Annotated in this window: 13 protein-coding genes; 7 read left to right on the plus strand and 6 right to left on the minus strand. The window is 69.5% G+C overall.

Features of this window, described 5'->3' with window-relative positions; translation table 11 throughout:
• Nucleotides 1–19 precede the first annotated feature (19 nt).
• From FKR81_RS09045 to FKR81_RS09060, 4 genes are all read right to left on the minus strand, one after another.
• Complete coding sequence (locus FKR81_RS09045) at nt 20–367, minus strand: hypothetical protein (protein WP_146350524.1); 348 nt, start codon at nt 365–367, stop codon at nt 20–22.
• Nucleotides 364–1,311 carry a tetratricopeptide repeat protein gene (locus FKR81_RS09050; protein WP_146350525.1) on the minus strand — a complete coding sequence of 316 codons (948 nt, stop codon included), beginning with the start codon at nt 1,309–1,311 and terminating at the stop codon, nt 364–366. Before FKR81_RS09050 ends, FKR81_RS09045 begins: the two co-directional genes overlap by 4 nt.
• Before the next feature lie 187 nt (nt 1,312–1,498).
• Complete coding sequence (locus tag FKR81_RS09055; RefSeq protein WP_146350526.1) at nt 1,499–3,364, minus strand: glycoside hydrolase family 97 protein; 1,866 nt, start codon at nt 3,362–3,364, stop codon at nt 1,499–1,501.
• A gap of 119 nt (nt 3,365–3,483) precedes the next feature.
• Complete coding sequence (locus tag FKR81_RS09060) at nt 3,484–4,056, minus strand: FMN-dependent NADH-azoreductase (protein WP_146350527.1); 573 nt, start codon at nt 4,054–4,056, stop codon at nt 3,484–3,486.
• Nucleotides 4,057–4,137: 81 nt separating this feature from the next.
• On the opposite strand from FKR81_RS09060, the gene FKR81_RS09065 reads away from it, so the two are divergent.
• A complete protein-coding gene (locus FKR81_RS09065; RefSeq protein WP_146350528.1) occupies nt 4,138–4,614 on the plus strand; it encodes a MarR family winged helix-turn-helix transcriptional regulator in 477 nt (158 codons plus the stop codon).
• A gap of 134 nt (nt 4,615–4,748) precedes the next feature.
• Here FKR81_RS09065 and FKR81_RS09070 read toward each other — a convergent pair whose 3' ends face one another.
• Nucleotides 4,749–5,939 carry an NAD(P)/FAD-dependent oxidoreductase gene (locus FKR81_RS09070; protein WP_146350529.1) on the minus strand — a complete coding sequence of 397 codons (1,191 nt, stop codon included), beginning with the start codon at nt 5,937–5,939 and terminating at the stop codon, nt 4,749–4,751.
• 171 nt (nt 5,940–6,110) lie between these two features.
• On the opposite strand from FKR81_RS09070, the gene FKR81_RS09075 reads away from it, so the two are divergent.
• The 3 genes from FKR81_RS09075 to FKR81_RS44910 all read left to right on the plus strand — a co-directional run bounded on the left by FKR81_RS09075 (nt 6,111) and on the right by FKR81_RS44910 (nt 9,433).
• The gene (locus FKR81_RS09075; protein ID WP_146350530.1) at nt 6,111–6,314 is read left to right on the plus strand and encodes a hypothetical protein; all 204 of its coding nucleotides are present in this window, start codon (nt 6,111–6,113) and stop codon (nt 6,312–6,314) included.
• A gap of 280 nt (nt 6,315–6,594) precedes the next feature.
• On the plus strand, nt 6,595–8,106 hold the full coding sequence (locus FKR81_RS09080) for an AMP-binding protein (RefSeq protein ID WP_146350531.1): 1,512 nt from the start codon (nt 6,595–6,597) through the stop codon (nt 8,104–8,106).
• A gap of 19 nt (nt 8,107–8,125) precedes the next feature.
• The gene (locus FKR81_RS44910) at nt 8,126–9,433 is read left to right on the plus strand and encodes a helix-turn-helix transcriptional regulator (protein WP_235921407.1); all 1,308 of its coding nucleotides are present in this window, start codon (nt 8,126–8,128) and stop codon (nt 9,431–9,433) included.
• A 229-nt stretch (nt 9,434–9,662) separates the two neighbouring features.
• Here the strand turns inward: FKR81_RS44910 and FKR81_RS09090 are convergent, their stop codons facing one another.
• A complete protein-coding gene (locus FKR81_RS09090) occupies nt 9,663–10,883 on the minus strand; it encodes a helix-turn-helix domain-containing protein (RefSeq protein WP_146350532.1) in 1,221 nt (406 codons plus the stop codon).
• Nucleotides 10,884–10,933: 50 nt separating this feature from the next.
• On the opposite strand from FKR81_RS09090, the gene FKR81_RS45610 reads away from it, so the two are divergent.
• The 3 genes from FKR81_RS45610 to FKR81_RS09100 all read left to right on the plus strand — a co-directional run bounded on the left by FKR81_RS45610 (nt 10,934) and on the right by FKR81_RS09100 (nt 13,107).
• On the plus strand, nt 10,934–11,068 hold the full coding sequence (locus FKR81_RS45610) for a hypothetical protein (protein WP_268891547.1): 135 nt from the start codon (nt 10,934–10,936) through the stop codon (nt 11,066–11,068).
• A gap of 63 nt (nt 11,069–11,131) precedes the next feature.
• The gene (locus tag FKR81_RS09095) at nt 11,132–11,614 is read left to right on the plus strand and encodes a PH domain-containing protein (protein WP_146350778.1); all 483 of its coding nucleotides are present in this window, start codon (nt 11,132–11,134) and stop codon (nt 11,612–11,614) included.
• The gene (locus FKR81_RS09100) at nt 11,614–13,107 is read left to right on the plus strand and encodes a PH domain-containing protein (protein ID WP_146350779.1); all 1,494 of its coding nucleotides are present in this window, start codon (nt 11,614–11,616) and stop codon (nt 13,105–13,107) included. The genes FKR81_RS09095 and FKR81_RS09100 overlap by 1 nt, the downstream gene beginning before the upstream one ends.
• Nucleotides 13,108–13,109 lie beyond the last annotated feature (2 nt).

Consider the following 13,109-nt stretch of genomic DNA (forward strand, 5'->3'; position numbering starts at 1 on the left):
GAAGAGGTGAGTGGGTGGCTCAACTTCCGGAAGGGCGGGGCGGGGCGCGGTCGCCGTGACGGCGCGGCGTGTGCAGCTCGTCCGGCGTGCGGTGCATGCGCTTCGCCGCGGACACGACGAACCGCAGCGAGCGGGGCATGCCCGCGACCGGTGGCGCGTCGGCGGGCAGCTGGCCGTGCGGCACGAACGCGGCGGTGTCGTTGTGCGGCCTCGGCGCGGCGCCGGGCTGCTGCGCGACGTTCTTGGCGACCGTGACGGCCGGTGCGTCACCGGCCGCGTCCTGGTCGAACGGGAGGGTCAGCAGGAAACCGGAGAGGAGCGCGAGGACGAGTACGAGCGCGTAGCGACGCGCCAGTCCCTTCTTCACCGCCTGCCTCCTCCTGCGAACACCAGTGCTCCTGCGACCACGGCGCACAACCAGGAAATCACAAGCGGCTGCATCGTGGTGGCGCCCAGCGCCAACCCGACCGTCCATCCCGCCACCAAAAGCACCGAAACGCCCAAGAGGGACACCATTGCCGTCAACTTCGGCACCTGGACGAGCGACCTGAAGGGCCGGAGCCCTGCTGAGACGACGAGACACGCGACGACCAGCGCGCCGGAGAGCCACGCGAGGTAGCCGGTGGGCCGCGGCATGCCCGCGAGCAGCAACAACAGCACGCCCGCGACCTGCATGACGGACAGCCGGGACAGCGCCGTGCGCACCCGGCTCCTGTTGAGCGGCTTGGGCGCCTCGGGGCCGCCCCGCTTGCGCTGGACGGTCGCGAGGTTGGCCTGCGCGTCGGCGTCGGACGGGTCGAGCTTGAGCGTCGTGCGGTAGGCGTGCTCGGCCAGTCCCCAGTCCCTGAGGCGCATCGCCGCGTCGCCGAGCACCTGGAACGCGCGGGGTTCGCCCGGCACGAGTCGCGTCGCGTGCTGCGCCACCTCGACGGCTTCCGCGCCCCCGTCCGGGGCGACGGACAGGACCTCGGCGAGGACGACCTGGCAGCGCCAGTCCGACGGCTTGCGGTGCACCGACTCCCGCGCGGCCGCCACGGCTTCGTCGTGCCGGTCGAGGTCGCTCAGCGCGAGCGCGACGAGCCTCGGCGGCCACGTCGAGCGGTCGTCCAGCTCGTACGCGCGCCTCGCCGCGTCCAGCGCCTCCTGCGCCTCGCCCGCTTCGAGGTGGGCGGCGGCGAGCCTGCACCAGACCTCGGCGTGCCGCGGGTGCGTCACCAGCGCGTGGCGGAGGAGGTCGATGGCCTTCCTCGGCTTGCCGGCAGCGGTGAGCTCGGCGGCCTGCAGCAGCAGCGCGGTCATCGGCTCGGACACGGGCCACAGTGTGCCAGCGCCATCACGGGCTCTCGATCGGGTGAACGGGTTGTACTGCTCGTACTGCGGCGGAGCTCTGGTGGCCGCCTTCGTCCGTGATCGGCTGGAGAGAGCACGCGGGGGCCAGGCGCGCCGCTTCACTGCGCGCGAGGCCCCCGCGTGGCCTGCAGCCGATCAGATGGAGTGATCAGCCGCAGCTCGCGACGGTCGGCGGCACCTGGCACAGGCGCGCCGCGTACCCGCCGTTGCGAGCGACCGGGACGGCCAGGGCGTCCCCGGCCCTGATCCGTTTGGTGTCGAACGTTACCTTGCCGGTGGGGCTGTCGTGGTACAGCTCCACCAGCCACTCGCCGGTGCCGAGGAAGCCGCTGGGCACCGACAGGTCGCGAGCCTCCCCCGCGACGTTCGCGCCGAGGAACCAGGTGGTTCCGCTGCGCCTGGCGATGACCGCGAGCTTGCCGGGGTCACCCGCCACCAGTCTCGTCTCATCCCACGCCGTCGGCACGCCGCGCAGGAACTGCTCGGCGACCGGGTACGCGGTGTAGCTGTCCACCTTGTCCGCGAAGTGCTGGACGCCCGACTCGTAGAGGACGCCGAGCGCGAGCTCGGCCGCGTCGCTGTTCGGGCGGACGCCGGTGAACGTCACGGGCGTGAAGTCCATGGGGCCGGTGAGGTTCCGGGTGAACGGCAGCGTCAGGTAGTGCTCGATCGGGAACGGCTCGCGGCCGGGACGCGGCTTCGTGCCCTCGGCGCCCTTCACGGCCTCGACCGACATGAGGTTGGGCCAGGTGCGCTCGGTGCCGCGCGGGATCGGCGCGCCGTGGAAGTTCAGCATCAGCTGGTACTTGGCCGCGGCCGCGAGGACCGAGTCGTACCAGCGCATCCGGTCCTGCCCGTCGGACTCGACGAAGTCGATCTTCAGGCCGACGACGCCCCACGACTTGTACTGGGCGAAGAGGCGCTCGCGTTCGCTGTCGGTGTCGATGGTCTGCCAGCGCACCCAGATCCAGGTGTCGACGCCCTTGGCCTTCGAGTGCTGGACGAGCGGCGGGATCCAGTCGGCGGCCCAGCCCGAGTCGACGAGGTTGTACTGGTAGCCCTGCTTCGCCGCGTAGTCCGCGTACTTCTTCTGCAGGTCGAGGTTGCCGGTGCCGTCGCCCCACCAGGACCAGACGGCGCGGCCGGGCTTGATCCACGAGGTGTCCGCGATCTTCGACGGGGACGCGAGGTCGGTGATCAGGTCGCTCTCGGTCACGGTGGCGAGGTCGCCGACGATCATGGTGCGCCACGGCGTGCTCAGCGGGCCCTGCGCCGTCTCGGCCGGGTCCGGGAGCGTCAGCTTGTACTTGGCGCCGTCGTAGGTGATGCGCGAGCCGCCGTAGCGGCCGTCGAGGTCGGACTCGGCGAGCAGCAGCCAGGTGTCTTTGACCTGGAACAACGACGGGTAGCCGTACTCGACGCCCTTCTCGGGCGTGCGGACGTGCGCGGACTCGTAGTCGCTGCGGCCGTTGTCGTACGGGAGGAGGAAGTTCGACGCGCCGTCGGGCACGTCGAACTCCGACGCCTCCTCGAGCACGGTGGCCCAGCGCTGGTCGGGCAGGACGTAGCGGTACGCGACCCCGTCGTCGGAGACGCGGACCACCACGTCCAGCCGCGATGCCTTGCGCTGCAGGTGGAACGTGGTCTCGCTGCCGACGTAGGCGTGCTTCAGCCGACGGCCGGTCGTCGTCGTGTACTCGTCGTGCACGAGCCGGTTGTCGAGGCCGACGAAGCGCAGGTCGGACGTGAGATCAGCGTCCGCGGTCCTGATGCCGAGCGCCGACGGTTCGAGGACCGTGGTGCCGCCGCGCTTGACGCTCAGCGTCAGCTTGTTCTTGTCCAGCCGGACGACCGCTTCGGGTGCGGCCGCTTGTGTTCCTACTTCGCCCTGGGGCGCGGTCACCCGCCATTCGCCGGACTGAGCGGCGTGCGCGGCGGTCGTGCTGACCGCTCCCCCTGCCGCCGCAGCAGCGCAGACCGCCGCCAGCAGCGCTGTTCGCTTGCGAGACCCCATCGTCGTCGTCTCCTACAGCAGGCGGCGGTAGGTCGGACAGGACGTGCACAAGTCAACAGGGTCGAACGCAATCAGACAAGGATCTGGTGGAGCAATGCGTCAAAAGTCCACAAGGGACATCAAGCGGCGGCGAGCTCCTTGACCACGCGGTGCGCGTCGGCCAGCGACTCGACGGCCAGCTCGCGGAACTGGGCGAGCTGCGGGTTGACGTCGGCCAGCGTCAGCTCTGCGTGCACGAACTCGAGGTTCCGGTCGAGCCCGATGAGGTTGAAGACCGCGCGCAGGAACGGTTCCTGGAAGTCGAAGCCCTCGCGCGGCGTGCCCGGCTTGTACGAACCGCCGCGGGCGGTGACCACCACGACGCGCTTGCCGTGCAGCTCGGCCGTGCCGTCCTCGCGGACGAAGAAGTCCCTGATCGCGATCTGGTCGATCCAGGCCTTGAGGGTCGACGGGATCGAGAAGTTGTACATGGGCGCACCGATGACGATCACGTCCGCCGCCCTGACCTCGGCGACGAGGTCGTCCTGCGGCTCGCCGCCCACGTGCGGGACGGGGTCCTTCGCGAGGTCGCGGTAGACGTGCGCGCCGCCGGGGTTCGCTTCCTTCCACGCGTCCACGAACGCCTTCGTGACCTCGCGGGACACGGACCCCTCGGTGCGGATGCTCGAGTCGATGTGCAGCAAGTTGCTCATACCTTGAACGTACGAGGCGAGATGTTCTGAGTCAAGAAGTTCTTTGTTCGGAACGTCTCGGATCGGAGGTAGGATGTGGCCATGGAACCGCCTGCGACGTGCGCGAAGGTCGCCGCTTGCGTGGAGAAGTTCGACCTGAACTGGCTCCTGCACCGGGCTGCCCAGAAGCTCGGGTCGGCGTTCCAGGACGAGGCCTTGAAGCACGGGGTGTCCATGCGCGGGCAGCTCGTGCTGCAGGCGTTGAGCAGCGACGAGTTCCAGCGCACGCAGCTCGCGCTCGGGGCCGCGCTCGGGCTCGACAAGACGACGCTGACCAGCGAGCTGGACAAGCTGGAGCGCGACGGGCTCGTCGTCCGGCAGCCGGATCCGCGTGACCGGCGGGTGCGCACGCCGGTGATCACCGATCAGGGGCGCGCGCTGACCGCGAAGATCGCTTTGGCGCTCGCCGAGGTGGAGGCCGGGTTCCGGAGCGACCTCTCCGAGGCCGAGTTCGGTCAGCTCCGAGAGCTTCTGTCGCGGCTCCTCAACGGCGATCCCGTTCCGGGCTCCTGCCTCTGACCTGCGCTTTTGCTGGGCGCTAGGTAATTCGTTCGGGTGAACTGGTCGGCGTCAGGCGTGCAGGCCGGGAACCCGGATCCCGGTTTCTTCGTTGCGCAAAAAGAGGAAGCGCGCGGGGGGATGCGTGCCCGGACTCAGACGAGTGCCGCCAAGTCCGCGGTGCGGAGCTGCTCCGGCGTGACCGCGGCGTGCGAGTCGACCAACGCCTTGAGCGCGGTGCCGTCGTCCCACGAGTTGACGTTCATCGCCGCCTGCAGCCGCCCGTCGCGCAGCCAGAACGCGATGAACTCGCGCTTGGAGAGGTCCCCGCGGACGACGAGCTCGTCGCGCTCGGGATCAGCGAGACCCCGGTACTCCATGCCGAGGTCGTACTGGTCGGAGAAGAAGTACGGGCTCTGCTGGTACGGCTCGTCGAGGCCGAGCAGCGGGCCTGCGACGTACGTGCCCTGATCCTTCGCGTTGGCCCAGTGCTCGACGCGCACGCGGTGCCCGTAGCGCGGGTGGTCGTGCGCCGCGATGTCGCCGGCCGCGAACACGTCGGGGTCGGATGTCCGGAGTGTCGCGTCGACCGCGACACCGCCGTCGGCGATGGCCAGTCCGGCGGCCTCGGCCAGCTCGAGGCGCGGCGTCGCGCCCACGCCGAGCACCAACACGTCCGCCAGCAGCTCTTCGTCGCCGCGCAACACGACGCCGCGGTCGCTGAAGCCCTCGACGCCGACACCCAGCCGCCAGTGCACGCCGTGGTCGGCGTGCAGGTCGCGGAAGACCGCGCCCACCTCGTCGCCGAGAACCCGTTGCAGCGGAAGGGCGACCGGGTCGACGACGGTCACCACGGCACCGTGCTTGCGCGCGGCCGCGGCCACCTCGCACCCGATCCAGCCGGCGCCGACGATCACGACCTGCTTGCCTTCGGTGAGCTCGGCGCGCAGCGCCAGCGAGTCGTCCCACGTCCGCAGCACGTGGCCGCGCGCGCCGGGGAGCACCCGTGGACGCGAACCCGTCGCGAGCAACAGCCGATCGTACGAATGCACTGCGCCATCCGAGTCAACAACGGTGCGATCACCTGGACGCAGGTCGGTGATGGGTGTACCGGGCCGGAAGTCGATCTCGTTGTCCCGGTAGAAGCCGGGGTCGTGGACCCAGGCGGGCTCGTCCTTGTCGCCGAGCAGGACATCCTTTGACAGGGCGGGAAGTTCGTACGGTCGGTGAACCTCGTGGCCGAACATGACGATCTTGCCCGCGTACCCGCGCTCCCGCAGCGCACCTGCTGCCGAAGCACCGGCGAGACCAGATCCGACGATCACGATGCGTTGCGGTTCCACCATTTTTCACCCTCCCAGGTGACTCGCCTGGATGTCACATGCGACGCTATCCGTAGCTCGGCACGGTTGCCCGCCGGAGAACGCCGTCATGGCGCCAACCCGCGTGCGTCTCAACCCCGCGAGCGCCCGGATTGGTCCGAGCACACGTGCCGAGACACTTGGAGGTCGGGGGCTGTGGCAGTCAGCAAGGAGTGGCAGGTCAGTTGCCGCGACATCGCATCGCGCCGACGGGACATGACCGTGTTCGTGAGTCAGGGACACGTCGTGATCACCGTCCCGCCGGGCGAGGCCGCGGTTCTGACACCGCTCGAGGTCGGTCGGTTGCGGGCCGCCCTGCGCGACGCCGTTGTGACGGCGTCGACGACACCCGAGATCTGATCGCCACGCGGGGTGGCCGGATCGCGTTGGTTGCGACCGATTTCGACTTGCTACGACTTACTACGACTGGTAGCGACCGGTTGCGACATATGTAGATATGTAGCGATATATCGGTGGCAATCGCTAGCTATCGGCGACGGTCGGTACACATCGGTAGGTATTGCGAGCAATCGGAGACGATCCCGACTGTCGCCAGCAACCACAGATGTGACCGGCACCACATCGTGCGAACAGGTTCGAACTCTTCCTACTCGCAAGTAGGTAGTGCGAGTATCGGGTCATGCTGACCCACGTCCGCGCGCTGTTGACGCTGGTCCGGGCCGGAGTGATCCGGCCACTGGGCCCGAGGGGCCTGAGCGGCGCGGTCAGCGGCTACGTGCACTGGGACATCACACTGGCCTGGGGCTACGCGACCGGCGCCGCCCGCCACCCCGACCGGCCGGCGATCATCGACGACGACGGTCAGCTCACCTACGCGCAGGTCCACAAGCGGACCACCCGCCTCGCCAACGCGCTGCCGGTGCAGCCGGCCGACCGGGTCGCCGTGCTGTGCCGCAACCACCGCGGCTTCATCGAGACGCTGACCGCGTGCGTGAAGATCGGCGCGAGCACGGTCCTCCTCAACACCGGCCTCAGCCGCGCCCAGACGAGCCAGGTGCTGAAAGACCAGAAGGTCACGCACACGATCGCCGACCGCGAGTTCGCGCACCTCATCCCCGAAGAACCCACCACCTGGACCGACGAGCTCGACGACCTGATCAAGAGCGGCTCCGACGCGAACCTGCCGCGAAGGCCTCCGCGCGGACGCCTGATCGTCCTCACCTCGGGCACCACCGGAGCACCCAAGGGCGCGCGGAGGCCGGAACCCGCGAGCCTGGGCCCGGCGGCGGCGTTGCTGTCGCGGATCCCGTTGCGGCACGGTGAGGTCATCGCGATCCCGGCACCGCTGTTCCACACGTGGGGCCTGGCGGCGTTCCAGATCGGCCTGGTCCTCGGCGCGACCCTGGTGCTGCGCAGGAAGTTCGAACCGGAGCAGACGCTCAAGGACGTCGACCAGAAGAACTGCACCGCGATGTTCGTCGTCCCCGTGATGCTGCAACGCATGCTGGACACACCGCGCAGACCGAGACTGCGCATCATCGCCTCCAGCGGCTCGGCGCTCCCGCCACCAACAGCGACCAGGACGCTCGAGGAGTTCGGCCCGGTCCTCTACAACATGTACGGCTCGACCGAGGTGTCGTGGGCGAGCATCGCGACGCCCGACGAGCTCAAGAAATACCCTGGCACAGCGGGAAAACCGCCGGAAGGCACCACACTGGCCATTGTGGACGAACAGGGCCGCGAGGTGGCTGCAGGTGAGACCGGCCGGATCTTCGTCGGCAACGAGATGCTGTTCGACGGCTACACGAACGGCACCGGCAAGGAGGTCCGCCAGGGCCTCATGTCCACAGGGGACGTCGGCTACTGGAAAGACGGCCTCTTGTTCGTCGCCGGACGAGACGACGAGATGATCGTGTCCGGCGGTGAGAACGTGTACCCGCGCGAGGTCGAGGACGTGCTCGCCGCGATGCCCGGTGTCCGCGAGGTGGCGGTCGTCGGGGTGGCCGACGAGGAGTTCGGGCAGCGGCTGGCGGCGTACGTGGTAGCCCAGAAGGACCTGACCGCCGATCACGTACGTGAACACGTGCGGGAGAAACTGGCCAGGTTCTCGGTGCCGAGGGACGTGGTGTTCCTCGACGCCTTGCCGCGCAACGCGACTGGGAAAGTTCTGAAACGCCAACTGCACCCCTGACTCGCTACTCTGCACGATCATGAGCGTTCCCGGCCGGGCGAACGACCCCAGGGCCAACGCGGTGCAGAACCTGCGCGAGGCGCGCATCGCGCTGGATGAAGGCCGACCGGGCGACGCGCTGGAGTTCGCCGAGAAGGCGGTGGCCGCGTTCGCCTGGCTGGACGACATGGAAGGCGTCGCGGAAGTCGTGCTGGCGCAGTCGGTCGCGCTCGGCAAGCGGGGGTTGTGGCCGAGTGCGCTGGACACGATCGACCGCGTGCAGCAGATCGCGTCGGCCAACCGGCACATCGGACTTCAGGCGCGGTGCAGTTTTGCCCGTGCGGTGGTGGAACTGCGTCTCGATTCGCGGGAACGGAGCTTCAACTCGTTCGCCCGCGCGCTCGGGCTGGCCGAGCTGACCGGAGATCCGGAGCTGATCGGCTCGATCCTGTTCGAGCAGGCGAAGGTGATGCGCACGCAGTACCACGAGCACTGCATGATCCGGACGACCGAGAACCGGTGCAGCCTCGACGGCGAGCCGTGCGTGCGGAAGCTGCGGCGCGCGGAGGCGTTGTGCGCGCAGGTTCGCGACCGGTGGAAGCAGCTCGGTGATCCGGTGCGGCTCGCGATGATGAACCTGTTGCTGACGCACGTGCGGCTCGACCTGGGCGAGGTCGAGCGGGCGCACCGGTCCTGCCACCGGGCGGACCAGTTGCTGTCCGGACGCGACCGTCCGGTGGCGCACGCGGAGCTGTTGATGGCCCGCGCGCGGATCAGCGGTGCGCGCAACCGGACCACCGAGCAGATCGCCCAGCTGAACCAGGCGGCGGAGCTCGCGATGAGCTGCCTGGCGCGCGAGGTCGCGGTGCACGCGCACGCGGCGTTGAGCGAGGCGCACGAGCAGGCGGGCCAACTGGACCTGGCGTTGCGGCACGCGCGGTTGCAGCTGGAGCAGTACCGGTTGTGGGAGCTGCAGGAAGGCCGCGATCTGCTCAGGATGCGCGAGCACGACCTGTCGGCGCGGCTCGTGGAACAGTTGGCGCACCACCGTTTCGAGCCGAAGCGCGAGGACACGGTGGTGCGTGTTCACAGTGTTGAACTCACTGACACGGGCACCGCGGAGCAGACGAACACCCGGATCGCCCGCGCGCTCAGGGCCGGGTTGACCAGGCGCGGCATCGAGGTGCTGCGGCTCGTCGCCGCGGGGGCCAGCACGTCCACGATCGCGGAGAAGCTGGAACTGTCGCCGAAAACGGTGCAGAACCACCTCCAGCGGATCTACACGACGCTGGGCGTCAAGGGACGTGCCGGAGCGGTCGTGTGGTGGGTCAACCTTGTCGAGAGCTAGTCAAGTCCAGTCAACTACTTGACTCGACGGAAAGCCGATCATCCGACCATTCGCCCGTTCAGCGGCTTGCCGCCGACGAGTGATCGCCTTGGTTTGGGGGTTTTGCCCATGCCAATGCGTTACAAGTGGGTGATGAGACTGGTAACTGGTCTGTGTCATGCTCCGTTAACAAGGTGACCAGTGAACAGGACGCGAGGGCGGCACCATGCTGGGGCGACGGAGCCCGCGGTCAGTGCTTGCGCAGAGCGATGCGCGCGACATCCCGCCACAACAGCGGATCGACCCCCTCGGGGTTGATCCGGTCGAGCAGCGCGGCGAGAGCCAACCGCGCCGCGGCGGCGCGCTCCGAGTCGTCCACCTCGTCCGCGGCACGCACGAGCAGGAGGCTGCAGCGCAGCTGCTGCTCCTCGTCCAGCGCCTCGGTCTCGAGCGCCTGGGAGGCCAGTTCGCACGCGCGGTCCACCTCGCCGTACCGCAGCGCCAGCTCCCCGCGCAACGCCTGGGCGTGCGCGACGATCTCGGCAGGCTTGCTGATCACCGCGACGGTCGCTTCGACGACGTCGAGCAGCGCCACGATGTCGTCCAGGTTCGCGCCGGGCGTGCGCAGCGCGATGGACGCGCCCGCGAGCCGCACCCGGCACCGGAACTCGGGGTCCCCGTCGTAGTCGTCGAGCAGCCCGACGGCCTCGCGGATGCAGTGCGCCGCCTCGGTGCGGTCACCGAGCCGGTCGGCGACCCTGGCGCGCACCCACCACGTGGAGATGGCGAGCCGGTCGCGGCCGAGGTCCGGCAGCCGCGCGGACAGCTGGTCGACGACCTGTTCGGCGTCGGCGAGCCTGCCGGCGGCGGCGAGCTCGGAGCACAACGCGATCAGCGCGCGGGTGTGCACGCGGCGGACGCGCTCCCCCTCACCGTGGGCGAGCTCGACGGCCTCGGTGGCCGCGCGGACGGACTCCGCGCTGCGGCCGAGCCTGCGCAACGCCTGCGCCCGCATCACCTCGACGAGCGCGTCGACGGCCGGGCCGGGGGTCCACGACTTGCGCAGCTTCGCCGCGGCGAGCAGCAGGCCGTCGTGGTCGCGCTGCCTGGCGAGCATGACCAGCCGCGTCCAGCGGACGCACCAGCCGAACATCTCCTCGTCGGACCGCTTGCCGAGCGTCTCCAGCAGGTCGACGGCCATGAGCAGGTCGCCGTCGTGGTAGGCGAGCAGAGCCTCGCACCACGCGAGCGCCTCGTCCTGCATCGCGGTGCGGTCCTCGTCGACCATGAGCTCGTCGGGGTCCATGTCGAGCACCTCGGCCAGCCTGCGCACGACGGCCGCGGACGGCACCCGCTCGCCGGACTCGAGCCGCGACACGTAGCTCATCGACACACCCGGACACGCCAGGTCCTTTTGCGACAGACCCCGCTGCTGGCGCGCGGCGCGCAGACGCGCACCGAACCTAGTCATGGCATTCCTGCCCTCATCCACGGCCGCCACCAATCGAACGGAGCTCGATGATGATTGTGAACACTATCGCCAGAATCGCCGCAGCAGTGATCCTCTCTTTGGGCGCGGTGGCTCTGGCGGCCGGAACGGCCTCGGCGGACCCGGACAAGGACATCTTCACCCCTCCGTACTCCGCGACGCCCTGAACGACCTTCTGTGCCCCAAGCGCGCACTGACGGGCGTGCTTGGGGCACAGTTGTGGGGTGACACTGCAACTGCGCGCGCCACGCCATCAGGTCAGTCGCAAGTCGATCGTGCTGTGGACGCTGCACGCCGTCATCGGGTGGACGGTGCTGTTCGTGCCGCAGCTGATCGTCGTCCTCGTCATGGACGACCCGACGTCGTGGCAGGTCACGGGGCTGCTGGCGACGGTGGTGCTGGCCTTCGCGCACACGATCGTCATGCCGCAGTGGCGGTTCCGGGTGCACCGCTGGGAGAGCACACCGGACGCCGTCTACACGCTCAGCGGCTGGTTCAACCAGGAGTGGCGGATCGCGCCGGTCTCGCGCATCCAGACCGTCGACACCAAGCGCGGGCCGTTGCAGCAGATGCTCGGACTCGCGACGGTGACCGTGACGACCGCGTCGGCCGCGGGTCCGGTCGAGATCGAGGGGCTGGACACGGACACCGCCTCCCGGCTCGTCGACGAGCTGACCACGACCACCCAGGCCACGCCGGGTGACGCGACGTGATGCCGTCGTTCCCCGAGGCGCCCGAGGTCGTCGAGCCGGTCCGCGAATGGCACCGGCTGCACCCGCGGATGCTGATCGTGCGGCCGCTCAACGAGACGCTGACGCTGCTGCCGGTCATCGTGATCTTCGTCGTGCTCGGCAACGGCGACCCGTGGCGGATCGGCGGCGGCGGGTTCGCGATCCTGGTGATCGTCGGGCTCGGGTTCCTGCACTGGCGCACCACGAAGTACCGGATCACGGCGGAACAGGTGGAGCTGCACACCGGTCTGTTCGTGCGCAAGCGCTTGGCGGTGCCGCGTGAGCGCATCCGGACGGTCGACCTCACCGCGAAGCTCGGGCACCGGATCTTCGGCCTGTCCGCGGTCAGGGTCGGCACCGGGCAGCACTCCAAGGAGGGCAGCGACGGCGGGCTGACGCTCGACGCCGTCACGTCCGAGGAAGCCGAACGGCTGCGCATGGTGCTGCTCGAGGTGCCCACCGCGACCGCTGAGCGCACCGACGAGGTCGTGGAACGGCCGCAGGGCGTCGTGCTGGCCGAGCTGAACCCGAAGTGGCTGCGGTACGCGCCGCTGTCGCTGTCCGGACTGGTCGCGGTCGGCGCGGCGTTCGGGTTCGTCGCGAACTACGCCGACGACCTGAACCTGCACGTGGTCGACCGCGCGGCGGACTGGGTGATGGACTCCCCCAGCGCGCTGACCATCGCGAAGATCGTCGGTGTCGTCGTGGTGCTGGCGTTCCTCGCGTCGATCGTCGTGTACGTGCTCCAGTACTGGAACTACCGCCTCACCCGCGAGCCGGACCAGACGGTCCGCGTGCAACGCGGTCTGCTCACCAGCCGCTCGGTGTCCGTTTCGGAGCTGCGGCTGCGCGGTGTCGAGGTGCAGGAACCGTTGCTGCTGCGGCTCGGCGGCGGTGCGAAAGCTGCGGCGGTGACGACCGGGCTCGGCTCGAAGGGCGAGAGCAGCCTGCTGCTGCCGCCCGCGCCGAACGCCGAGGCGCACCGGGTCGGCGCCGAGGTGCTGAGCGTGGCCGACGCGCCGACGCTGACCGCGCTGGTGACGCACCCGGCCGCCGCGTTGCGCCGCAGGATGGTGCGCGCGATCGTGCCGGTCGTGCTGCTCGCGGTGGGCTTGGCGATCTTCGCGCCGGGCTGGGCGTGGCCGATCGCGGTGGCGCTGCTGCCGTTCGCCGCGCTGCTGGGCTGGGACCGGTACCGCGCGCTCGGGCACGCGATGGACGAGCGGTACCTGCTGACCCGCAGTGGTTCGCTGCTGCGCGAGACCGTTGCGCTGCAACGGACCGGCATCATCGGCTGGCAGGTGCACCAGTCGTTCTTCCAGCGCAGGGCCGGTCTCGTGACGGTGATCGCGACGACGGCGGCAGGCGATGGTGCGTACCACGTAACGGACGTTGGTACATCTGCCGGTCTGGCGCTGGCCGACGAAGCAGTGCCAGGGTTGCTGCGTCCATTCCTGGACCAGCAACCCGGATAAGA

Origin of the sequence: Lentzea tibetensis, assembly GCF_007845675.1 — a bacterium.
Classification (GTDB): domain Bacteria; phylum Actinomycetota; class Actinomycetes; order Mycobacteriales; family Pseudonocardiaceae; genus Lentzea; species Lentzea tibetensis.